At 61.9% G+C, this 22,308-nt stretch carries 15 protein-coding genes; 8 read left to right on the forward strand and 7 right to left on the reverse strand.

Annotated elements, in window-relative coordinates; genetic code table 11:
• Positions 1-89 precede the first annotated feature (89 nt).
• Together H0Z09_RS17395 and H0Z09_RS17400 are read right to left on the reverse strand one after the other, a co-directional pair.
• The gene (locus tag H0Z09_RS17395; RefSeq protein WP_186691907.1) at positions 90-2,462 is read right to left on the reverse strand and encodes a TonB-dependent siderophore receptor; all 2,373 of its coding nucleotides are present in this window, start codon (positions 2,460-2,462) and stop codon (positions 90-92) included.
• A gap of 153 nt (positions 2,463-2,615) precedes the next feature.
• The gene (locus tag H0Z09_RS17400) at positions 2,616-4,268 is read right to left on the reverse strand and encodes a cyclic peptide export ABC transporter (RefSeq protein ID WP_186691807.1); all 1,653 of its coding nucleotides are present in this window, start codon (positions 4,266-4,268) and stop codon (positions 2,616-2,618) included.
• A gap of 201 nt (positions 4,269-4,469) precedes the next feature.
• Between H0Z09_RS17400 and H0Z09_RS17405 the strand changes: the two genes are divergently transcribed.
• Positions 4,470-5,300: a formyltransferase family protein gene (locus H0Z09_RS17405; RefSeq protein WP_186691809.1), complete on the forward strand. Its 831-nt coding sequence runs from the start codon at positions 4,470-4,472 to the stop codon at positions 5,298-5,300.
• Between the two features lie 317 nt (positions 5,301-5,617).
• On the opposite strand, the gene H0Z09_RS17410 is transcribed toward H0Z09_RS17405, so the two are convergent.
• From H0Z09_RS17410 to pvdM, 3 genes are read right to left on the reverse strand one after another with little or no spacing between them, the layout of a single operon-like run.
• A complete protein-coding gene (locus tag H0Z09_RS17410; RefSeq protein WP_186691811.1) occupies positions 5,618-6,478 on the reverse strand; it encodes a formylglycine-generating enzyme family protein in 861 nt (286 codons plus the stop codon).
• 34 nt (positions 6,479-6,512) lie between these two features.
• Positions 6,513-7,784, reverse strand: a complete 1,272-nt coding sequence (locus tag H0Z09_RS17415; RefSeq protein WP_186691813.1) for an aminotransferase class V-fold PLP-dependent enzyme — start codon at positions 7,782-7,784, stop codon at positions 6,513-6,515.
• Between the two features lie 19 nt (positions 7,785-7,803).
• The gene (gene pvdM / locus H0Z09_RS17420; protein WP_186691817.1) at positions 7,804-9,153 is read right to left on the reverse strand and encodes a pyoverdine-tailoring dipeptidase-like protein PvdM; all 1,350 of its coding nucleotides are present in this window, start codon (positions 9,151-9,153) and stop codon (positions 7,804-7,806) included.
• Positions 9,154-9,295: 142 nt separating this feature from the next.
• On the opposite strand from pvdM, the gene H0Z09_RS17425 reads away from it, so the two are divergent.
• The 5 genes from H0Z09_RS17425 to H0Z09_RS17445 all read left to right on the forward strand — a co-directional run bounded on the left by H0Z09_RS17425 (position 9,296) and on the right by H0Z09_RS17445 (position 15,269).
• Entirely contained in the window at positions 9,296-10,915 is a 1,620-nt protein-coding gene (locus H0Z09_RS17425) for a PvdJ/PvdD/PvdP-like protein (RefSeq protein ID WP_186691818.1), read from the forward strand.
• A gap of 224 nt (positions 10,916-11,139) precedes the next feature.
• Positions 11,140-11,730: an antibiotic biosynthesis monooxygenase gene (locus tag H0Z09_RS17430; protein WP_186691819.1), complete on the forward strand. Its 591-nt coding sequence runs from the start codon at positions 11,140-11,142 to the stop codon at positions 11,728-11,730.
• Positions 11,727-13,565: an amidohydrolase gene (locus tag H0Z09_RS17435; protein ID WP_186691821.1), complete on the forward strand. Its 1,839-nt coding sequence runs from the start codon at positions 11,727-11,729 to the stop codon at positions 13,563-13,565. The genes H0Z09_RS17430 and H0Z09_RS17435 overlap by 4 nt, the downstream gene beginning before the upstream one ends.
• Positions 13,566-13,588: 23 nt before the next feature.
• Positions 13,589-14,206 (forward strand): isochorismate family cysteine hydrolase YcaC, encoded by a 618-nt coding sequence (gene ycaC, locus H0Z09_RS17440; protein ID WP_076952557.1) that lies wholly within the window; start codon positions 13,589-13,591, stop codon positions 14,204-14,206.
• A gap of 181 nt (positions 14,207-14,387) precedes the next feature.
• Positions 14,388-15,269 (forward strand): LysR family transcriptional regulator, encoded by an 882-nt coding sequence (locus H0Z09_RS17445; protein WP_076952556.1) that lies wholly within the window; start codon positions 14,388-14,390, stop codon positions 15,267-15,269.
• Here the strand turns inward: H0Z09_RS17445 and H0Z09_RS17450 are convergent.
• Positions 15,256-16,293 (reverse strand): AraC family transcriptional regulator, encoded by a 1,038-nt coding sequence (locus H0Z09_RS17450; protein WP_186691829.1) that lies wholly within the window; start codon positions 16,291-16,293, stop codon positions 15,256-15,258. The genes H0Z09_RS17445 and H0Z09_RS17450 overlap by 14 nt on opposite strands.
• 1 nt (position 16,294) lies before the next feature.
• Entirely contained in the window at positions 16,295-17,209 is a 915-nt protein-coding gene (locus H0Z09_RS17455) for a diguanylate cyclase (RefSeq protein WP_076952554.1), read from the reverse strand.
• 547 nt (positions 17,210-17,756) lie between these two features.
• Between H0Z09_RS17455 and H0Z09_RS17460 the strand changes: the two genes are divergently transcribed.
• Both H0Z09_RS17460 and H0Z09_RS17465 read left to right on the forward strand, forming a co-directional pair.
• Positions 17,757-20,270: a TonB-dependent receptor gene (locus tag H0Z09_RS17460; protein ID WP_186691831.1), complete on the forward strand. Its 2,514-nt coding sequence runs from the start codon at positions 17,757-17,759 to the stop codon at positions 20,268-20,270.
• A gap of 158 nt (positions 20,271-20,428) precedes the next feature.
• Positions 20,429-22,294, forward strand: a complete 1,866-nt coding sequence (locus H0Z09_RS17465; RefSeq protein WP_186691839.1) for a phytase — start codon at positions 20,429-20,431, stop codon at positions 22,292-22,294.
• Positions 22,295-22,308: the final 14 nt, after the last annotated feature.

The following is a 22,308-nucleotide window of genomic DNA, read 5'->3' on the forward strand; positions in this document are numbered from 1 at the left end:
CTGATCATTCTTGATGATCAGGGGCGTTTTGCTATGGGCCATGAAAAAGCCCCTGGTCATGTGTGACCAGGGGCTTTGGGTGTTGCGGGTCAGAAGTCGTAGCGGGTGGTGACCATGAAGTTGCGCGGGTCGCCAGGGTAGGCGGAATCATAGAAACCGATGTTGGTGTAGTAGTGCTTGTCGAACAGGTTGTTGACGTTGAGGGTAGCCGACAGGTTCTCGGTCACTTGGTAGCGGGTCATCAGGTCGACCAGCCAGTAGGGTTCCTGAGTGAATTTTTCAGAGCGTCCGCCGCCGGGGTAGCCCCAGTTGTTAACGGTCTGCCAGCCAGCGCTTTGCCAGCGCGCGCCACCGCCGACGGTGAGCTTGTCGAGGTTGCCTTGCAGTTTGTAGGTGGTGTAGAAACTGACTTGGTCTTCTGGCTCCCAAGTGGCTACTTTTTTGCTTTCATCATCCCGAGCGACCTTGTGGGTGTAGCCCGCCTGCAGTTGCCAGCCTTGTGCGAGCTCGCCGGAGATTTCTGCTTCGTAGCCCTTCGTTTTTGTCTTGGTGCCGACATAGGAATAGTCTACGCCTGGCTGTGAGTTCCAAACCGTGTCGGCAATCGGGCGGTTTTCTTCATGCACTTCGAAGTAGGCGAGGCTGGAGTTCAAGCGGCCGTCAAAGAACTCGCCCTTGATACCAAATTCATAATTCTTGCCTTCGTTGGGATCAAGCATCGCACGCGTGCGGGTACGGTACTGGGTTTGCGGTTGGAATATCTCGGTGTAACTGGCATACGCAGTGAAGTTGTCATTCAGGTCATACGTAAGGCCGGCGTATGGCACTACCTTGCCGCTTTCCTGAGTATCGCTCGTGCCGGTGACCTGATAGTTGGCTATCCTCGAGCCGAGCAACAGGTGCAGTTCATCCGTCAGGCTAAAGCGGCCGGTGACATAGGTGCCGGTCTGGCGGGTGGTTTCGTCATTGACCTTCGTGGCAGTCCACAGTGGCTCAATCGCTTGGCCATGCCAATTATAGAAGTCGTAGGAGTTGCCGAAATAAGTGGTAGCGGTGTAGTCCTTGGCCTTCCACTTGGAGATTGACAGGGATTGCCCGATGACCAGTTCGTGTTCGCGACCAAACAGTTCGAACGGACCCGAAGCGTAGACATCAAGGCTGTCACTCGTGGTATCGCCGACGTATTTGCGCGCGTAAATGGAGCTGGCAGTGGCGGAGTCTTGGGAAATATAGCCCAGAGGTGCGTCGTAGCCATTGACCTGATGGTTGTATTGGCCCTTGGTCACCCAGCCGTTGTCAAAGTTGTGTTCCAGAGTTGCGAACACCGTGCGGCTGTACTGTTCCCACGAGCCCCACTTCGGACCGTTGTTGAACGAGCGCGGCAGGTCTAGCTTATTGCCGGTTGCATCGAAGATCGTGCGTGTGCCGGTCCAACTTGAGCCTTTGGGATCGCTGTTCTGATAATCGGCACCGAGGGTCAGTAGGGTGTCTTCGTCCAGGTCGAATTCAAGGATGCCGTAGAAAACGCCTGTCTTACGCGAGTAATGATCAAGAAACGATTGTTTGTCTTGATACGCCGCGACGGCGCGTCCGCGCACGTTTCCTGTTTCGGTGAGGGGGCCGCTTACATCAACTTGTGAGCGGTAATTGTCCCACGAGCCGGCACCCAGTTCGATGCTGCTTTTGAATTCGGAGGTAGGCTTTTTGCGGATCAGGTTGATGGTGCCGCCAGGGCCGCCTGCGCCAGTTAGCAGGCCGGTAGCCCCCTTAAGGATCTCGACGCGGTCATAGATAGCCATGTCTGTCAGCGTCTGGCCTGCCGAGTACTGGGCATCGCGCAAGGTGGGGATACCGTCGTACTGGAAGTTGACGATGGAAAAACCCCGGGAATAGTAGTTGGTACGCTCGGTGTCATAAGTCGACACTGTGATACCAGGCGTATGGCGCATCACATCATCGACGGATTTGAGACCAAAATCATCCATCACCTGCCGCGTCACCACCGAGATCGATTGCGGCGTCTCCCGTGGCGTCAATACCAGGCGCGTTGCCGTGGCGATGGTGCCAGGGGTGTACGAACCGGTGCCTTCGGTCACGGTGCCCAATTGGTTGGCCGTCACTTGGGTGGCACCCAGTTCCAGCCCTGAGGTCGCGACCGCACTGATGGTCACGGCGTTGCCTTGCAGCGTGTAATTGATGCCGGTGCCTTTAAGCAGGGTGGCGATAGCTTGCTTGGGGTCCTGTTTGCCTTTGACTGCGGTGCTGGTTTTGCCCTGTACGTCGGTAGGGCTGTAGAGCACTTGCAGATTGCTCTGGTGGCCAAGCGCTTGCAGTGCCGTCCCCAACGGCTGTGCAGGGATGTCGAGCTCGATCTCTTGGGCCTGGACGTACCCGGCAATGGGCATTGATACCGCAAGGGCCAGCGCGCTTGGCAACAGGTTGAAGTTCAGGGCCCGTCGCATCGATAGCGCTTTGCTCAGGGGGCTCAGACCGAGACGTACTGACATGGATGCTTTCTCTTCTATGTTTTAGTGGGCAGATTCTAAATGTTTATTGAGGCTGGTTCTCATTACCACTAGTGAGACGTTCCTACCTGCAGAAACCGGAAAAGAAATTCACGCCGGCTCCATTTCATGCACCACCTTGCCGGCCCGCAGGCGCACCAACTGGTCGGCAATGTCGAAATAACGGTCGTCGTGGCTGATCACGATGATGGTCTTGCCCAGGCGCTTGAGGTCCGGCAGCAGCTCTGTGTAGAAAACCCGGCGAAACGCCGGGTCCTGGTCGGCGGCCCATTCGTCGAACACCAGCACCGGGCGTTCTTCGAGCCAGGCATTGACCAGTGCCAGGCGCTTGCGCTGGCCGGTGGAGAGGTCGGTGGTGCTGAATACGCCGTCCTTGACGCTGACCTTGTGCGCGATTTCCAGGCGTTCTAGGTATTTCGCGGCGCTGTCCAGGGACTGGGTGGCACTGCCCTGGACCAGGTCATCGAACAGGTAGTAATCGGCGAATACCGTGGTGAACAACTGGCGATAGTCATCGCGCATCGGGTCGGTCACGGTTTCGCCGTTGAGGCGGATTTCGCCGGCCTGGGGTTGATACAGTCCCAGCAACAGTTTGATCAGGGTGGTCTTGCCGCAACCGTTTTCGCCGACGATAAACACGATATCGCCTTGCTTGATGCTCAGGTTGATCGGGCCCAGATGGAATGGCTCGCTGCCTTCCACAGGGGGCGGGCTATAGCTGACGCCGCGCAGTTCAAGGCTGTTCACCACCGGTGTTGGTGCTTCGCTGCCGTCCATCAGCAGGTGCGGCTCGGGGGACGAGAAACGTTCGGACAGTTCGGTAATTCGCGCAAAGGCAATGCGCGCCTTGCCGATGATGGGCAAGTAACCCACCACATGTTCCAGCGGGCCTTTCATGTACAGCAGCACCAGCACGAAGCCGGTGATCACGGCAGGGTCCGGGTTCGGGTTGTAGGCTTGCATGGCGAGGGCCAGGCCGATGACCACGAAGAACAACATCGAGCCGAAGGTCTTGGCGACGATATAGATGTTCACCGAGCGCACCTGGATGTCGCTGATACGATCGGCGGTTTCCTGGATGCGGTGGGTGTTCATGCGGTAGCGGCGCGGCCGGTGGATGCGCAATTCCTTGGCGCCCGAAGCGATTGCCGAGTAGTAGCGCTGCAGCTCGTCTTCCTGATCCCGGGCCTCGTCGAAACCGCGAATACCCTTGTGCCCGGCGATGAACTGCACGGTGCTGCCAATCACGATGGCCACCACCATCATCAGGAACATCGGCACCGACAGGTACGCCAGGTAGCCCAGGCAGCCGAGCGTCACCGTGGTCGCGATGGCCAGCGGGGTGAACGCGAAGGAAAAGTCACTGATGGTGTCGACGTCGTGGGTCAGCACCGGTATCAGCCGGTGCGAGCGATACTGCTCAATCTGCTCGATGGGTGCCGACAGCACTTTTTCGCCGAGATCCTTGCGCAGCGCCGCAATGATCCGCTGCCCCACATAGTTGGTGCCGATATCGGACACAATCGAGCTGGTCAGCGCCAGCACGCATAACGCTGCAAATGTCAGGATCACCCCCTGCGTCATCCCGGTGGAAGAGTGCAAGGCGTTATTGATGGTCGCCAGCAGCAACGTGATCGCCAGGCCACCGGCCATGCCCAGGGCAACGGAGACGCTCACGATGGTGCGAAAGGGCCTGAGCAATGCGAGCAGGCCTTTGAAGGCGCCGCGCTTGGGGTCGGTCATAAATACTTCCCGGAATAATGAAAAAGAGGGGGCTGGGCACACAGACCCTTACCCATGACAAACGAAGGATTGGCGCGACTATTTAGCGCCGCGTGCCGGGCGGTGGCGGTGGCGGATAAATTGCCAGGGGGCTGGTTCGTTCTTGTGGTGTAGGCGCACGCGTATCGGTGCGTGCCTGATCTATCCAGCGAGAGCGAAACAATGACGAAAAAGAATCTGGTGTACGTGTGGTCCCTGCGCAACGCCGCGGCCGACAAGGCCGGGCAGCCGGTGGCCTACAAGGACCACGAGCGCTACATGATGTCGGTGCTCGAATCCCTGGCGGGAGCGCTGAACGACACGCCACTGGGCGAGGCCTACAACCTGGTGGGCGTGGTGTACGACGATGACGAGCAGAACCCGCGGGACCAGCAGTTGGTCAGCGACTACGGATTTGCCTACAAGCCGGGCCGCCAGTGGCTGTACCCGGCCGACCTGCGGGTGCAGGGCCGGCTGGTCAATGATTTGCTGTTGAGCGTGCCGTCCACCTACCGGTGTCTGCCGCGGGGCAGTGCGGAACACATCGCCGGCAAGCAGGATTTCGAGCGCCGCCTGCACGACACGCTGGTGGAGTTGAAGGCCGATATCGTGGTGCTCGACGGTTTGCTGGTGATCCTGGATGAACTGGTGCGCCCCGGTGCACCGTTTGCACGCCGCATCATGAATATCCATCCGGGCATTACCCGCCTCGAATCGCCTTACGAACGCCGAGGCGCCTATGCGACCTGGAACGCGTTGTACGGTGCACGCGGGCAAACGGTGGTGGATTGGGCGACCAAGGCCACCCAGCCGTCGGAGCCGCTGTACCTGACCGGTGCCTCTTTCCATTATGTGGACAACGGGATTGATTCGGGCGAGGTGTTCCACGACGTGCTCAAGACCGAGATTTCGCCGGACGACACCATCCTTGAATTGCGCTGGAACAACTTCAATAACAGCCTGTTCCCGGCATTGCATGAAGGGTTGGCGTTGCTGGCCAGGCAAGACGCCTGAAGCGGGCACGGTTCAAAACTGTGTGAGCTGGCTTGCCTGCGATGGCCATATGTATCTATACAACTTTCAAAGGCTGGCGAGTTCCCCTGTGGCGAGCGGGCTTGTCCCGCGTTGGGCTGCGAAGCAGCCCTAAAACCAGCCTCTGCGGAATGTCTGACACACCGCATTCTGCTTACTGGGGCTGCTTCGCAGCCCAACGCGGGGCAAGCCCGCTCGCCACAACAGCCCATTCACTGGGGTTTCAGCGTCGAGCCAAAATCGTGTAGATACCTATGGCCATCGCAGGCAAGCCAGCTCCCACATTGAACCGTGTCGTCTTAAAGATCGCGCACAACCCTGAACCCGATCCAGTCCCCACGCGTCTGCGGGTAAATGGTGTTGCGGTTGCCCGAGCGCGAGAACACCGGCGCCTCGCCCCAGTCATTGCCACGAATCATGTAGCCCTCGCAATTGGGCTCCGTCCACGCACTGCCGTCGGTGGGCGCGCCGATGTAATTGGAATGTTCGCAATCGGCGACCCGCTCGTAGACGTTGCCATGCATGTCGTACATGCCAAAGGCGTTCGGCGGGTAACTGCCCACCGGCGATGAGTAGCTATAGCCATCCGCGGGGCCATAGGTGTTGGCGTGCCCGGCGATGCTGTAGCCCTTGCCCTCATCGAACGGGAACGGGAACGGCCCGGTAGAGCCGGCGCGCGCGGCGTATTCACGCTGGGCTTCGCTGACCATGCGGTACGCGTGACCGGTTTTTTTCGACAGCCAGGCCACGTACTGCTTGATGTCGTCCATGTCCATGCACACCGCCGGCTGGCGCGGGCCCTGGGGGTAGCGTGGCTTGCTGGCGATGCATTCGCGGCCGGGGCGGGTGTCGCCGTCGGCGATCTTCACGCCGGTCTGGCGCACATAGCTGTCCCATTCACCGGCAGTGACATGAAACCGGCTCATGGCGAACGGCTTGGCAAAGGTCACTTCGTGCATCGGGCCTTCATCCGGCTCGCGGCCGACTTCATCATCCGGCGTGCCCATGGTGAAGGTGCCGGCGGGCAGTACTACCATTTCCGGGCAGTCCTTGCAGTCCTTGAACACCTTGCCGGGTTGCGGCGCGGCGGCCTGGGCCAGGCTTGGCAACAAGGCGCCGCACAGGGCGGTCAGGGCCAATGCCGTGAGGGGTTTATTCATGGGGTCCTCTCATTCAAAGTGAAAAAGGTGTGCATTACGCACGCTGGCGCAGCAAGGTCATGAAGCGCTGGATCTCATCGGATGAATTGAGCAACCCGGGCGCGGTGCGGATGACCGGGCCGACATCACGGTCTACCGCGTCGATCACCACGCGGTTTTTCATCATGTAGGCCGCCACGGCATCACTGTCCTGGCCCTTGACCCGGAAAAAGGTGAAGCCGGCGGACAGTTCGGCGCTGCGCGGGGTGACCAGTTCGATGTTCGGCTGTGCCAGCAGTTGGTCTTTGAGTTCGGCATTGAGCGCATGGATGCGTGCCTGCACCTGTGCCTTGCCCAGTTGCAAGTGCAGCTTGAAGGCCTCGTCCGCCGCCCAGCGATGCTCGAAGGCGTGATAACCACCGGGCGTCATGATGGTGGCGAAGTCCTTGTCTTCGGAGAAGGTCGGCACCATCGGTGTCACGTATCTGTTTTGCGGGTCGCGGGCGCAGACCAGCCCGGTGCCGCGTGGGCCGAACATCCATTTGTGGGTGCCGGCGATGAAAAAGTCGCAATGCATGTCCGGGAAGTCGAGGTTCTCCACGCCGAAACCATGCACGCCGTCTACCACGTAGAGGATGCGGTCCTTGTCGTCACGGTTGCGGTTGTGTTCGTCCACCAGCGTGCCGATCTCGCCGATGGGCAGTTTGACGCCGCTGCCGGACTGCACCCAGGTCATGCCGAGCACGCGGGTGTTGGGACGGATATGGCGCTGGAGATTGCCCAGCACCTCATCGGCGGACACCCGGTTGGCGCTTTCGAACAGCTTGATCCGGCGCACTTGGGTGCTTTCCTTGAGCGCGCGGTAGTCCAGCACATTCTGCGTGGCGTAATGCTCGTGGACGCTGGTGAGGATTTCCTGGTCGGGCCGCACCTTGATCCCGCCGTAGATCATGGCCAGGCCTTCGGACGTACTGCCGGTGAGGGCGATTTGCGCTGGGGTGGCCTTCAAGTAACGGCTGGCCCATTCGCGCACCTGGCCTTCTCGTTTCCAGGTTTCCTGCAGGTCCCAGTCCATGGCCAGCCCTGGGTTGCGGTCGATCTGCGCGCGGTAGCGCTCGATGGCCTCGCGCACCGGCTTGGGGTGTGAAGCCACCAGGAAGTTGGAAAAGTGCAGGTAGTCCGGGTCCTGGTTGAACAGCTGTTTGAAGCCCGTCCATGGGTCATCGGTGGGGGCGGCGGCAAGTGCCTGCGGCAGCAGGGCGGCGCCCAGTGGCAGGCTGGCGGCAAATACCCCGGCCTGCTTGAGAAACGTACGGCGGTCGGTCATGAACGTTCTTTCTAGGTGGTTAGCGGTTGGCCAATGGCTTGGCGGCTTTTTGAACCTGGTCCCACACGCGCAGGAAGTTACCGCCCCAGAGTTTGGCGATGTCGGCTTCGGAGTAGCCGCGCTGAATCAGTTCGGCGGTGACGTTGCGTATATCGCCGACGTTTTCCCAGCCCTGGAGGCCGCCGCCGTCGTTGAAGTCCGATGAGATGCCAACGTGATCGATACCGATCTTGCGCACCGTGTAATCAATGGCGTCGCCCCAATCCTTGAGCGTCGCCTTGGGCTCTTCTTCAAGAATGCCGTACAGGCCCTGGGCATACTCGCCGAACTTCTGCTCCGGCCAGGCGGCAATGATCGCGTCGCCCGGCATCAAGGCCATGGCCAGGTTGGGCAGGGGAGGCAGGTCGAATCGCGCGCGCAGGGCATTGAGCTTATCCTGGGTCGGCTGGCTCAAGGGGCGCAGGTAGGCCGGGAAGCCCACTACCTGAACCACGCCGCCACTGTCCTTGATCAGTTGCAGTTCCTTGTCGCTGAGGTTGCGCGGGATGTCCACCGACGCGCGTGGCGCCGAATGAGAAGCGACCATCGGCGTGCGGCTCAGTTGCGCCACTTGTTCCAGGGCCTTGGTCGACATTTGCGACACATCGATGATTACGCCCAGGTCATTGAGGCGCTGCACGGCTTGCTGGCCAATCGGCGACAAGCCCTCAAGCGCGTCCGGTGAGTCATTGAAAAACGGCAGCGGGCGCGATGAGTCCGACCAGGCGTTGTTGCCGATATAACTGAAGCCGAACATACGCATGCCGCGTGCGGCCCAGAGGTCCAGCTGGTTCAAGTCATTGCCCAAGGGATAGGCATTGAGCATGCTGATAAAGATCGCGAACTTGCCTTCGCCGTGCAGGCGGCGAAAATCGTCCGGGGTGTAGGCGATGCCCACCTGGTTGGGGAAGTCGCGCACCATGCCGGAGATAATCTTGAAGCGTACCTCTTGTTCATGGCGAGCCTCTTCGACAAAACCGTCGGTGGGCTTGTGCGGGGCGTTGGGGCCGTTCCAGATTTCCGGCCAGCCGAAAATCGTCAAGGCCGCGCCGGACAGCCGCCCACGTGCCGCCTTGGCCAGGTCGAACTGGCCGCTGCCGTCCTTGTCGGCCTCGTTATCGACGCCGCCGAAATCCAGGGGCACGGTGATATGGCTGTCGAACGACAACAAGCGGTCCTGCATCTCGTTGGCCTGCTTGATCACCTCCAGCGGATAACCGGCGTTGCCCCTGAACCAGTGATCCCAGGCCAGGAAGCCGGCTGCGGCGCCAATGGCCAGTGCCAGCGGCAGGCCGATATACAGCGCCTTTTTCGAACGTGGTTTTGTCATCGCCATCTCAGTCAGTTGAGGCCTTTGCTATCAGGGAAGAACGAGCGCCGGCCGGAGAAATTTAGGTGGCGGGCAGGGCGCGGTAAATTTCCCCCGCCTGCAAACGTTCTAGCTCTGATCAAGCCGTTTCCTAAGGTAGACAATGACCATCTCCCGACGTGGGTTTATCGCAGGCCTGGCGCTGACTGGCGCGACGGTGCCCGCGGCCTTTTATGCCCATCGCGAGCTGACGCGTGAAGCGTTTCCCATTACTCCGGGCGAAACCACGGTGGACTTGGCGGATACCGACGGCCAACACTTGGCGAACACCCTGCGGGGCGTCTGGAGTCTGCGCCTGGAAGGGCACGATGCGGGCCTCAAGGGCTTGCCGTTGCAGGGCCTTGAGTTGCTGCTCGACATCGCCCCGCGTGGCCGCGGCTTGCGCGGTTACCTGGACACCGCCGAGCACTTGCGCGCCGAGGGCGAGCCCCGCTACCGCGTGCTCGGTGACCTGACGGGCAAGGACGCCGTGCTCTACTGGCGGCTGATCGACCGCGACTCGGTCGACGGCATACCCGCCTATGAATTCAAGATGACCCTGGATGAAGTCTGGGCCAACTTCGCCAATGCGGGCAGCGGCACCCTCAGTGGGCGGATCCTTGACCTGGACCGGCCGCTGGCGCTGGTCGAGCGCGACAACCGTTTCATCGCCCACAAGCAGTTGTTTCCCGAAGCGCGCGAACGCATCGGCCTCAACCCGGCCCTGCTGGCCTGGCTGATTTCCCCCGAGCACCGTCTGTTCCACCAGCTGTGGCACGCCACGCGTGATCAGTGGCACAAACTCTCCGAAGAAAAACGCGACGCCCTGCGTGGCATTGGCTGGCAACCCGGCCCACGCGGCCAGGAGCGCGACGCCCGGGGCGAGCGTAAAGACCGCAATGGCTCGGGCATCGACTTTTTCTTCATGCATCGGCACATGCTCGGCACCGCGCGCTCCCTGCAGGCGATTGCATCGTGGCCGCAATTTCCCGAGCCGCAACCGGCGCTGGAGCGTGATCGCCTGGGTTTCCTGCGTTACTTCGACAACCACGACGGCTTCGCCTTGCCGCCTACCTGGTCGGCGCCGGATGACAGCGAATACACCCAGTGGGTCAGCGACATCAAGGCCGCCGAGACCTACCACAGCAATTTTCAGGTCTGGGAGTCCCAGTACCGCGACCCTCGCTACCTGTCCAGGCTGACGCTGGGGCAGTTGGGCTCGGAAATGGAATTGGGCCTGCATGACTGGCTGCACATGCGCTGGGCCTCGGTACCCCGTGATCCCTCCAACGGCGCGCCCGTGCCCCTTGCCCGCGACCCGTCCGACTTTGCCGCGCGCTGGTATGCGCCTGAAAACGACTTCCTCGGCGACCCGTTTTCTTCCCACGTCAACCCGGTGTTCTGGCATTTCCACGGCTGGATCGACGACCGCATCGAAGACTGGTTCCGCGCCCATGAACGCTTCAACCCCGGTGAAGTCAGGCGCATGCAGGTCAACGGCGTCGCCTGGTTCGCGCCGGGGCGTTGGGTGGAAGTGGGCGACCCCTGGCTGGGGCCGGACACCCATGGTTGCAGCACCACGCCGGGGCTGCAGAGGGGGCGCACGATGGAAATGGACCCGGAAACCATGAAGCTTGCGCTGCGCATTACCTTCGGCGAAGACGAGGGCCTGTTGCAGGGCCTGTTCAAACGCGTGCCGAAACGGCCCTGGTATGCGCGGCACCTGAAGGTGAAGCCTGCCTAGCGCGTCTTTTATGTCAATACGGTCAAAATGTGGGAGCGGGCTTGCTCGCGAATGCGGTGGATCAGTTACAGATATTTTGACTGACCCACCCCATTCGCGAGCAAGCCCGCTCCCACATTTGGATCTCCATACACCAGACTGAAACAGCACGTACATCCAATTTTCCCCACCCCCATCCCGGCACACTCCCTCATCGCTGAAATATCAAGGCAGAGGGACACCCCATGGACCCAGCAGCAAAACCCGGCCCCGACGAAGTCGTCACCCTGGTGGTCAAGCACCTGATCAAGCAAGGCCGCGAAAGCGACTACGAAGCCTGGCTACGTCGCATCGTGCGCATCGCCGGCCAGCGTCCCGGCCACCTCGGTGTTGATGTGGTACGCGGCAAACAAGGCAAGCTGGCGCTGTTCACCTGTGTGCTGCGCTACCGTTCGACCACCGACCTGGAAACCTGGCTCGACTCCCCCGACCGCAAGGCCCTGATCGCCGAAGCCGCCCCCATGCTGGCCGACGGCGACAACACTGAAATCGGCGCAGTCAACGAGTTCTGGTTCTCGCCCCTGGCCGACAGCGCCGCCAAGCCGCCGCGCTGGAAGCAGGCGGTGGTCAGCCTGTTCGTGATTTTGCCGCAGACCTTGCTGCTGCCTTTCATCTGGGGCCCGATCCTGCGGCTCCATCCGTTCCTCTCCAACTACGTGGTCTCCACCTTCCTGGTCACGCTGACCATCGTCCTGCTGGTGGTCTACCTGCTGATGCCGGCCGCTACCCGTCTGTTCGCTCCCTGGCTTGAAGCCTCTGTAAAGGAAACCCTATGAACGCCGATCTGATTCTGTTCAATGGCCAGTTCCACACCGTGGACCGTGAAAACCCGCGCGCAACCGCCGTCGCCATCAGCCAGGGGCGCTTTGTCGCCGTGGGCACCGACGGTGAAGCCATGGCCCTGCGGGGCAGCGGCACGCAGGTCATCGACCTCAAGGGCCGCACGGTCATCCCCGGCCTCAACGACTCGCACCTGCACCTGATCCGCGGTGGCTTGAACTACAACCTCGAACTGCGTTGGGAAGGTGTGCCGTCCCTGGCCGATGCCTTGCGCATGCTCAAGGAGCAGGCCGATCGCACCCCCACGCCGCAATGGGTCCGCGTGGTCGGTGGCTGGAACGAATTCCAGTTCGCCGAAAAGCGCATGCCTACACTGGAAGAACTCAACCAGGCCGCACCGGACACGCCCGTGTTCGTGCTGCACCTGTATGACCGTGCGCTGCTCAACCGTGCCGCCCTGCGCGTGGCCGGCTATACCAAGGACACGCCAAACCCGCCGGGCGGCGAGATCGTGCGTGACAGCAATGGCAACCCCACCGGCATGCTGGTGGCGCGACCGAACGCGATGATCCTGTATTCGACCCTGGCCAAGGGCCCGAAACTGCCGCTGGAATACCAGGTCAACTCGACGCGCCAGTTCATGCGCGAACTCAATCGCCTGGGCCTCACCAGCGCCATCGACGCCGGCGGTGGTTTCCAGAATTACCCCGATGACTACGCGGTAATCGAACAACTGGCCAAGGACCAGCAGTTGACGGTGCGCATCGCCTACAACCTGTTCACCCAGAAGCCCAAGGAAGAACTCAGCGACTTCAAGAACTGGACCGGTAGCGTCACCCTGCATCAGGGCGATGATTATCTGCGTCACAACGGCGCCGGCGAGATGCTGGTGTTTTCCGCCGCCGACTTCGAAGACTTCCTCGAGCCGCGCCCCGACCTGCCGCTGACCATGGAGCAGGAGCTGGAACCGGTGGTGCGTCACCTGGTGGAGCAGCGCTGGCCGTTCCGTTTGCACGCCACGTATGACGAATCCATCTCGCGCATGCTCGACGTGTTCGAGAAGGTCAACCGCGACATCCCGTTCAATGGCCTGCCATGGTTCTTCGACCATGCCGAAACCATTACCCCGAAAAACATCGAACGTGTACGTGCCCTTGGCGGCGGTATCGCGATCCAGGACCGCATGGCGTTCCAGGGCGAATACTTTGTCGAGCGTTACGGCGCCAAGGCGGCCGAAGCCACGCCACCGATCAAGCGCATGCTGGCCGAAGGCGTGCCGGTCGGGGCGGGCACCGACGCCACGCGGGTGTCGAGCTACAACCCGTGGACTTCGCTGTACTGGATGGTCAGCGGGCGCACCGTCGGTGGCCTGGAACTGCACGCCGAGGGCCTGCCGCGCCTGACTGCGCTGGAACTGTTCACCCATGGCAGCGCCTGGTTCTCGTCCGAGCAGGGCAAGAAGGGCCAGATCAAGGTCGGGCAGTTGGCGGATGTGGCCGCGCTGTCGGCGGACTTCTTCAGCGTCGATGAAGAGGCCATCAAGTGGATCGAATCGGTGTTGACCGTGGTCGGCGGCAACGTGGTGTACGGCGCCGGTGACTTCGAAGACTTCGCGCCGCCGCGCGTGCCGGTGCTGCCGGACTGGTCGCCGGTGGTCAAGGTGCCGGGTCACTGGCGTCCGGCTTCAGCGTTGCAAGCTCAAGTACACCAGTGCAGCGGCCCCTGCGGCGTGCATGCCCACAGCCATGAAAAAGCCCGTCTTTCCAGCGTGCCGGTCAGCGACTTCCAGGGTTTCTGGGGTGCGTTCGGCTGCTCGTGCTTTGCCTTTTAATCAAAAACCAAAGGAGTTAACCCATGACTTACTCGCGCTTGAACAAAGATGATGCCGTCGTATTGTTGGTCGATCATCAGACCGGCCTGATCTCCCTGGTACAGGATTTTTCGCCGAACGAATTCAAGAACAACGTGTTGGCCCTGGCCGACGTCGCCAAGTTCTTCAACCTGCCGACCATCCTGACCACCAGTTTTGAAAGCGGCCCTAACGGCCCTCTGGTTCCGGAACTCAAGGCACTGTTCCCGGACGCGCCGTACATCGCCCGTCCTGGCCAGATCAACGCCTGGGACAACGAAGATTTCGTCAAGGCCGTCAAGGCGACCGGCCGCAAGCAGATCATCATTGCCGGTGTGGTCACCGATGTGTGCGTAGCATTCCCGACCCTGTGCGCCCTGGCCGAAGGCTTCGAAGTGTTCGTGGTCACCGATGCCTCCGGCACCTTCAACGAAACCGTGCAACAAGCCGCCTGGTCGCGTATGACCGCCGCTGGTGCGCAATTGGTGAACTGGTTCGCCGTGGCCTGCGAGCTGCAAGTCGACTGGCGCAATGACATGGAAGGCCTGGCCAACCTGCTGTCGCCGCGTATTCCCAACTATCGCAACCTGATGAACAGCTACTCGGCGTTTACGGCCAAGTAATTCGCTCTAAAGGATGTAGGTAATCCCCTGTGGGAGCGGGCTTGCTCGCGAATGCAGTGTGTCAGTCACTGAATATGTTGACTGACCCGCCGCATTCGCGAGCAAGCCCGCTCCCACATTTGATTTGTGGTGCTAACACTATCCAGTTATAAAACAGCCAAATGTCCACCGAGAAGCGACAATGAACCCCTTCGAAGACATGCGCCTGTTCTGCCAGGTCATGGAATCCGGCAGCTTCACCGCCGCCGCAGAGCAACTGGGCCTGTCCAAGCAGTTCGTCAGCCGCCGCCTGATCCAGCTGGAAGACCGCCTGGGCGTGCGCCTGCTCAACCGCTCCACGCGGCGCCTGGATGTCACGCCGCTCGGCCAGAGTTATTACGAGTCCGCCTTGCGCCTGCTCGGTGAGGTGGAGCAAGTGGAGCAGGGCATCGCCGGCCAGAACAGCGAGCCCCGCGGCACCATCCGCCTCAGCGCGCCGTTGTCGTTCGCCATGGCCCATCTTGGCTGCCTGTTGCCGTTGTTTTTGCAGCGTCATCCCCAGGTGTCGGTGGAGGTCGACCTCAGTGACCGCCCCGTGGACCTGATCGGCGAAGGTTACGACCTGGTATTGCGCATCGGCACCCTGGAAGACTCCACTTTGATCGCCCGCCGTATCGCCAGCATTCCACGGGTGTATTGCGCCAGTCCCGAGTATCTGGCCCTGCGCGGCACGCCGCACAAGCCCGATGACCTGGCCGACCACGACTGCCTGCCCTACGGCCATGGCCGCCAGGTGCAATGGCGCTTCAAGGGCAAGCTGCAAGCGCTGAACGTCAGCGGGCGCATGCGTGTGAACAACGGCGACCTGCTGCGCGATACCGCCATCGCGGGGTTGGGCGTGACTTACCTGCCGACCTTTATCGTCGGCGATGCCTTGAAGGACGGCCGCCTGGTCAGCGTACTGGACGAATTCGCCCCCGAAGCCCTGACCCTGTCGGCGGTGTATCCGCAGCACCGGCAAAGCTCGCGGCCGGTGCAGGCGCTGGTGGAGTTCCTGCGCGAGCGCCTGGCTAGTGGCTGTTGAAGAGCTGGCGGATCAGGTTTGGCGTACTGCCGGTCCAGCGCTTGAATGAGCGTCGAAAGTTGGCCGCATCGTTGAAGTTCAGGTGCGCGGCCACTTCGTCATTGCTGTAGCCCTTGACCTGATACAGGTGCAGCGCCACCTGTTTGCGCACCCGGTCCACTTGTTGCTGGAAGCCGGTGTGATGCTTGTGCAGCTTGCGCTTGAGCGTGGCCGGGCTCATTGCGAAGGCGCTGGCGGCCTGTTCCAGGCTGGGTGGCTGGCGCACGTGGTCGCGTAGGTAATCGTAGAGGCAGTCGAGAAAACTGGCGGCAAAGCCCAGTAGCTCAATCTGCTCGCGGGCGTGTTGGCGCGCCACTTGGCCGGCGGTGGCCGAAGCGCCTGGCCAGGGGCGGGTGAGGTATTCGCGCGGGATGCTCAACATGTCCAACGGCCGCTCGAAGCGCGTTTCTTCGCCCAAGTGCACCCAATACTGCTCGACGTAACGCGGCTCGGCATGGCTGAAACTGCACCCCCACGGCAAGCGCTCGCCGCTCAGCCATTGGCTCATGGCGACCAGCGAAGTCATGCTGGCTTCCAGCAAGAAGCGCCAGTGCTCACCGGCCCCGCAACTGTCCTGCCAATACAGGTAGGCATGGTGCTCATCCAATTCCATTTGCAGCGTGACCAACGGGCTGAGCAGCACCTGCTGCTGGATCAGGATTTCCAGGGCCTGGTGCAGGTTCTGCGCATGGCCCAGGGCGTGGCTGGCGGCGCCGTAATAGCCAGGCAGCAGGCGTTGGCCGAACAGAAAGCTGCTGTCGTCGGCGTCCAGTAACTTGCGGCTGTTGCCGATCAGGCCGAGGAACTGTTGCGGGCTCAGTCTTGCCTGGCCGGCCAGGATATCCTCGTGGAACAGCCCGGTGCCGCGCAGCAGGCGGTGGCTGTCGATGTCCCGGGACAAGGCCAGGTCGATCAGCGTGGCGGGTTGGTAGTGCCCGGGAATGAAGCGGCTGTCGGCTTCGTACCAGCTGGTTTTGACGGCCATCTCAGGCGCTTTTCGCCAGCGGTTGCTTGGCCCTGGCCAGTGCCAGGTTAAGGCGTTTGAGCAGGTCGTGGGGCGGCTCGTTCAGCGCCATGACCACTGCGGTGGTGGCCGCCAATTGCAGACGTTCGCCCTGTTGCCGGGTTTTGTGGGCCAGGCCGCTGACCGCTTGCTGCAACTCCAGCGCCAGCTCCTTGGCGTGACGCTCGCCGGTGTTGGGCAACAGCACCACAAAGCGATCACCGGCCAGGCGACACAGCAGGTCCTGGCGGCGCAGGTTAAGCAACAGCAAATGGCTGAGGGCCTGCAACACCGCGTCGCCCTCGGCATGCCCGTAGGCCTGGTTGATGGCGGCGAAGTTGTCCAGGTCCAGCGCCAGCAGCGACAGCGGACGCTGCTGGTCCTGGCTGTCTTGCAGGCTCTCGGCCAACTGACGCTTGAGGTAATCGGCGCCGGCCAGCGGCGTGAGTTTGTCGAACAGCCGGTGCTCGCGAAATAGCCGCTCGCGTTTTTCCATCTGCGCACTGATCGCCAGTTGCTCACGGTGCCAGTGATAGATGCCGATGGTCAGCAGCACCATGCCCACCGGCATCGGCCCGGACTCCAGCCAGTGGTCCCAGGTGATGCTGTCGGGCAGGCGGATGAATTCGTCGAGGCTGTCGATCCACCAGGAGAAAAAGATGCACGACAGGCCCAGGGCCAGGTAGTTGGTGACGCGCCCGGCGGGGCGGCTCTTCAGCACCAGGCCCAGCCAGACCAGGGCGAGCAGGGCTGAGCCGCCTTCACCGAAGATATCCAGCCACACCCATTCGCTGAAGCTTTTCAACTCGCCGCAGGCCAGGTGCAGGATCAGCCCGAGGTTGGCGGCGATCAGCAGCAGCGAGAGTTTCCAGCGGTGGGGTTTGAGCACGGAAAACATGGCCGCGAGTCCTTGGATGATCCAGTTGTGGCCGACAGCACAGCAGATGGATGTGACCGTTGGATGACGCTGGCGAGGAGTCGAATCAGCTCATGGCAGACCTGCAATTTTCAGCCAAACACAGCTCCAATGTGGGAGCTGGCTTGCCTGCGATAGCCATAGGTATCTACACATTTTTGTAGTGAGCGGGCTTGCCCCGCGCTGGGTGGCGAAGCCGCCCCAATAAAGACATCGCGGGGTTCCAGATGGAACCGAGCCGCCTGGTTGGGGCCGCTTCGCAGCCCAGCGCGGGGCAAGCCCGCTCACTACAGGGAGATTTTTCAGCCTTTGAAAGTTGTGTAGATACCTGTGGCTATCGCAGGCAAGCCAGCCCCCACACTTAACCGAGGTCATTTCAGCTCATTTGTGTGCCATACGGCCCTCAAAACCCCGGTTTACGGGCCTTCCCACCATCCCCTGTCACAGAACCGTCATCCCCCACCCCTAGCGTGCCCTCCCAGTTGCCGGGCCTCTTGCCTGGCGCCAACGGATTCTTGGGGAGGACTGCATGTACAAGCGCACCGGGCTCGTCGGCTTCACGCTTACTGCCTTGGCCCTGGCGATTGCCAGTGAGCGGCTCAACGCGGCCGAGGTGGCCAACACCGAGCACGTTGAAGTGGTCGGCCAGGCGGCTGCCATTGACCAGGCGCTCAGGGAGCAGCGCAGCGCGGACAGCATCAAGAGCGTGGTGCATGCCGACGGCGTGGCCCAGTTGCCGGATGAAAACGTCGCCGAAGCGGCGCAGCGCCTGCCCGGCATCAGTGTGGAACGCGACCAGGGCGAAGGGCGCTTCGTCAGCGTGCGCGGCCTGGGCCCGGACCTCAACAGCGTGACCATCAACGGCACCCTCGTACCGGCCCCGGAAAGCGCGCGCCGCGCCGTGGCCCTCGACGTGCTGCCCTCGGAGCTGGTGCAGTCGCTGTCGGTGATCAAGACCCTCACCCCGGACATGGACGCCAACTCCCTCGGCGGCACGGTCGATGTGCAGAGCCTGTCGGCCTTCGACCACAAGGGCCTGTTCTACACCGGTAGCACCGAAGCCAGCTACGACAAGAACAGCCGCCAGACCAGCCCGAAATTTTCCGGCGCCGCGAGCAACCGTTTCAGCCTTGGCGATGGTATCGACAACTTCGGCGTGGCCGCGGCCTTGAGTTGGCAGAAGCGTGACTTCGGCTCGGACAATGTCGAAACCGGCGGCGCGTGGGACTTCTCCAACGGCGCCAAGCTCAACGAATTCGAACAGCGCGACTACGACATCAGCCGCGAACGCGCGGGCGGCGGGCTGAACTTCGACTACAAGCCCGATGACTTCAGCAGCTATTACCTGCGCACCCTTTACAGCCGCTACACCGACACCGAGACCCGCAACTCCACCAGCATCGAGTTTGCCGACCCGCTGGCAGCCGGTGAACTGGGCGGCGCCGAGGCCAAGCGCAAGCTGAAAAACCGTGAGGAAACCCAGGAAATCCAATCCTATGTGTTTGGCGGCGAACGCATGCTCGGCCTGTGGACCTTGAGCGGGCAAGCCGGCTACAGCCAGTCCAGCGAAGACAGCCCAGGGCACATCGCCGGTGCGACTTTCGAGGGCGGCGACTTTGCAGGCAGTGGCTTCTATGACAAGGACAAGCCGCGCCCGATCATTGGCAGTGGCTTCTACGACCCCCGCAATTTCAGCCTCGACAAGGTCGACTGGGAAAAACAGCACACCCAGGATACCGAGAAGAACCTGCGCCTGGACTTGGCGCGCGACTACGATTTGAGCGGCTACGCCTCCCAGGTGAAGTTCGGCGGCAAGGTCAGCCGTCGCAACAAAGACAATGACCTGGAAGCCTGGGTCTACGAAGATTTTGAAACCCTGGGGTTCAGCGCCGACCAACTCAACCTCGGCCGGTTCCAGAAGGGCCGCGTCGACTACCGCCTGGGCAACTACGGCCCAGGCATCAGCCCCAGCGGCATCAAGCAGCTGATCGGCAGCCTCGACGCCGCAAACTTCTATGACCAGACCGAATCCCGGGTCAATGACTTCACCATTGGCGAAGACATCAACGCCGGCTACCTGATGAACACCATCGATATCGACGACTGGCGCTTTATCGCCGGCCTGCGCTACGAGGGCACCGAGTTCGAAGCCAAAGGCACCGGCGCCACGGACGGCGTGTTCACCGCCACCGAAACCAAGCGCCGCTATCATCACTGGCTGCCCGGCCTGCACGCACGCTACCAGATCGACAAGAACACCCAGGTGCGTGCGGCCTGGACCAAATCCGTGGTGCGCCCGACCTTCGGCCAGTTGGCGCCGGGGTTTGTGATCGATGATGACGAAGCCACCTTCGGCAATCCGGACCTCAAGCCTCTGGAGTCGAGCAACCTGGACCTGGGCATCGAACACTTCATGGGCCGCGCCGGTACCGTGTCGGCCTTCGTGTTCTACAAGGACATCCAGAACTTCGTCTATAACACCGACGTGGCCGGCACCGGGGCCTGGACCGACTTTTCCGAAGCCCACACCTACGCCAACGGCGACAGCGCCAAGCTCTACGGCCTGGAGCTGGCCTACTCGCAGAAGTTCGATTGGTTGCCCGCGCCCTGGAATGGCTTGCTGATCGGTGCCAACAGCACGTTCAGCCGCTCCAGTGCGGATATAGAAGGCTTCGACGCGGCCAGCGGCGCGAATCGCAAACGCAACATCAGCCTGCCCAACCAGTCCGACACCGTCGGCAACCTGATGCTCGGCTGGGAAGACGACAAGCTCAGCCTGAGGCTCTCTGCCAACTACAAGTCGGCCTATCTCTATGAATTGGCCTCGATCAACGACAAGGCCCACGACCTGCATGTGGATGCGCAGACGTTCGTCGATTTCAGCGCGCGCTACTCGCTGAGCAAAAACCTGCAAGTGAGCTTCGAGGCGCAGAACCTCACCGATGAGTCGTACTTCGTCTACACCGGCCATCGTAGCTACAACGGCCAGTACGAAGAGTACGGCCCCACCTACAAGGTAGGCCTGACCTTCACCCATTTTTGAACTCAACACATTCCAACTGTGGGAGCGGGCTTGCTCGCGAATGCGGAGGTTCAGCTATCAAATCTGCTGCCTGACACACCGCATTCGCGAGCAAGTCGAATCGTCGCACCGCCGCTCCCACAGTAGATCTTCATCGTTTCCGAAGGATTTGTACGCCAATGAAAATTTCCAAGCTGTATTGGCTGATGGCCCTGGCTTCCTGCAGCCACGTGTTCGCCGCCGATCTGCCGCTGACCCCTTGGGCTCCCAACCTGAACGCCGAGGCGGTGGCTTTCCTGCCGGGCAGCACTGATCGCCTCGCCGCCGGCATCCGCGACGGCCTGCAATGGCTCGACAGCACGGGCGCCGAACGGGCGCGGCTGCCGGGCAGCTTCAGCAGCCTCGACAGCCGCGCCGCCGGCGCCCAGGTGCTGGTCGCCAGCCTCGACAACAATCGCCAGCAAGCGCTGCTGGTCAGCCTCGATCCATCGACCAACACCTTTGGCACGCCGCTGTACCTGCCCGTGCGCGATTACCCGGTCAACGGCCTGTGTCTGTACCGCGACGGCGCGGCCAACCTGTTTGTGTTCCTGGTAGGCGAGGAGGGCAAGGGCGAACAATGGCTGGTCGGCAACGCCGCGACCCTGTTGAGCGAGCCGCAACGGGTACGTGGTGTGCCGCTGCCGCCCTCGGCGCAGTTCTGCCAGGTGGATGATGCGACGAACCAGTTGCTGGTCAATGAACAAAACGTCGGCTGGTGGGCCTACCCGGCGCACCCGGAGGCCGAGGCAAAACGCACCCCCGTGGCGCTGTTCGACAACCCCAAGCGCGAAGCCGGCGCCATGGCGTTGGTGCCGGGTGGGGTGGTGGCGCTTGATCCGAAAACCGCTCGACTGCACCTGTTCCAGCACACCGGCGAGCGCTGGGTCGAACACGCCAGCCTGACGCTGCCCGGCCTCAAGGAGCCGGAGCAACTGGCTATCAATGGCCAGCACGTGCTGGTGCGTGACGACGATACCGGCAGGCTTTACCAGGGCACACTCAACTGGCAGGCGAAGCCCGTGACGGCCGAAGCGGTGCTGCCGGAAGTCGCCGCTGTGCGCCAGACCGATCCGGTTGGCCGCCAGGGCGATGCGGCGGATGACCCGGCGATCTGGATTCACCCCGAACAGCCGCACAAAAGCCGCGTACTCGGTACCAACAAGAAGCAGGGCCTGCTGGCCTATGACCTGGACGGCAAGCTGCTGCAGGAACTGGCGGTCGGTCGCCTGAACAACGTCGACGTGCGCCCCAACTTCAAGCTCGGCCAGCAGACGGTTGACCTGGCCGTGGCGAGCAACCGCGATCGCAACAGCTTGAGCCTGTTCAGCATCGACCGGCAAAGCGGCGAGTTGCGCGAGGTCGGTGAAGTGCCAACGCCGCTCAAGGAAATCTACGGCATCTGCCTGTTCCAGCCCGCCAGCGGTGAGCTCTACGCGATTGCCAACGGCAAGGATGGCACCTTTCTGCAATACCGCTTGAGCGCGCCGGATGGCCATGCGCGCGGCGAGTTGGTGCGCCGGTTCAAGGTCGACAGCCAACCTGAAGGCTGCGTCGCCGACGACCAGCGTCAGCGCCTGTTCCTGGGTGAAGAAGACGTCGGCGTCTGGGCGGTGGATGCTCGCGCCGACCAGCCGGCCACGCTTACCAGCGTGATCAAGGTCGGCCCGCAACTGCATGCGGACGTCGAGGGTCTGGCGCTGTACCAGAGCACTGCGCACGACTACCTGGTGATCTCCAGCCAAGGCAATGACAGCTACCTGGTGTTGGATGCCGAACCACCGTTCGCCTCCCACGGTGCCTTTCGCGTCGGCCTGAATGCCGCCGCCGCGATCGACGGCGCGTCGCAAACCGATGGCCTGGAAGTCACCGCCCTCAACCTCGGCGGCCCCTGGGGCAAAGGCCTGCTGGTGGTACAGGACGGGCGCAAGCGTATGCCCGAGCAAACCCAGAACTTCAAGTTCGTGCCGTGGGCCGAGGTGACCCGCGCGCTGAAGTTGCCGTGAACCGTCATCACCCG

This window comes from Pseudomonas sp. SWRI18 (assembly GCF_014268345.1).
Taxonomy (GTDB): Bacteria; Pseudomonadota; Gammaproteobacteria; order Pseudomonadales; family Pseudomonadaceae; genus Aquipseudomonas; species Aquipseudomonas cedrina.

Coding starts and splice junctions, on each gene's coding strand:
- H0Z09_RS17395 (WP_186691907.1), bottom strand. CDS start 2,462: ATGCGACGGGCCCTGAACTTCAACCTGTTGCCAAGCGCGCTGGCCCTT.
- H0Z09_RS17400 (WP_186691807.1), bottom strand. CDS start 4,268: ATGACCGACCCCAAGCGCGGCGCCTTCAAAGGCCTGCTCGCATTGCTC.
- H0Z09_RS17405 (WP_186691809.1), top strand. CDS start 4,470: ATGACGAAAAAGAATCTGGTGTACGTGTGGTCCCTGCGCAACGCCGCG.
- H0Z09_RS17410 (WP_186691811.1), bottom strand. CDS start 6,478: ATGAATAAACCCCTCACGGCATTGGCCCTGACCGCCCTGTGCGGCGCC.
- H0Z09_RS17415 (WP_186691813.1), bottom strand. CDS start 7,784: ATGACCGACCGCCGTACGTTTCTCAAGCAGGCCGGGGTATTTGCCGCC.
- pvdM (WP_186691817.1), bottom strand. CDS start 9,153: ATGACAAAACCACGTTCGAAAAAGGCGCTGTATATCGGCCTGCCGCTG.
- H0Z09_RS17425 (WP_186691818.1), top strand. CDS start 9,296: ATGACCATCTCCCGACGTGGGTTTATCGCAGGCCTGGCGCTGACTGGC.
- H0Z09_RS17430 (WP_186691819.1), top strand. CDS start 11,140: ATGGACCCAGCAGCAAAACCCGGCCCCGACGAAGTCGTCACCCTGGTG.
- H0Z09_RS17435 (WP_186691821.1), top strand. CDS start 11,727: ATGAACGCCGATCTGATTCTGTTCAATGGCCAGTTCCACACCGTGGAC.
- ycaC (WP_076952557.1), top strand. CDS start 13,589: ATGACTTACTCGCGCTTGAACAAAGATGATGCCGTCGTATTGTTGGTC.
- H0Z09_RS17445 (WP_076952556.1), top strand. CDS start 14,388: ATGAACCCCTTCGAAGACATGCGCCTGTTCTGCCAGGTCATGGAATCC.
- H0Z09_RS17450 (WP_186691829.1), bottom strand. CDS start 16,293: ATGGCCGTCAAAACCAGCTGGTACGAAGCCGACAGCCGCTTCATTCCC.
- H0Z09_RS17455 (WP_076952554.1), bottom strand. CDS start 17,209: ATGTTTTCCGTGCTCAAACCCCACCGCTGGAAACTCTCGCTGCTGCTG.
- H0Z09_RS17460 (WP_186691831.1), top strand. CDS start 17,757: ATGTACAAGCGCACCGGGCTCGTCGGCTTCACGCTTACTGCCTTGGCC.
- H0Z09_RS17465 (WP_186691839.1), top strand. CDS start 20,429: ATGAAAATTTCCAAGCTGTATTGGCTGATGGCCCTGGCTTCCTGCAGC.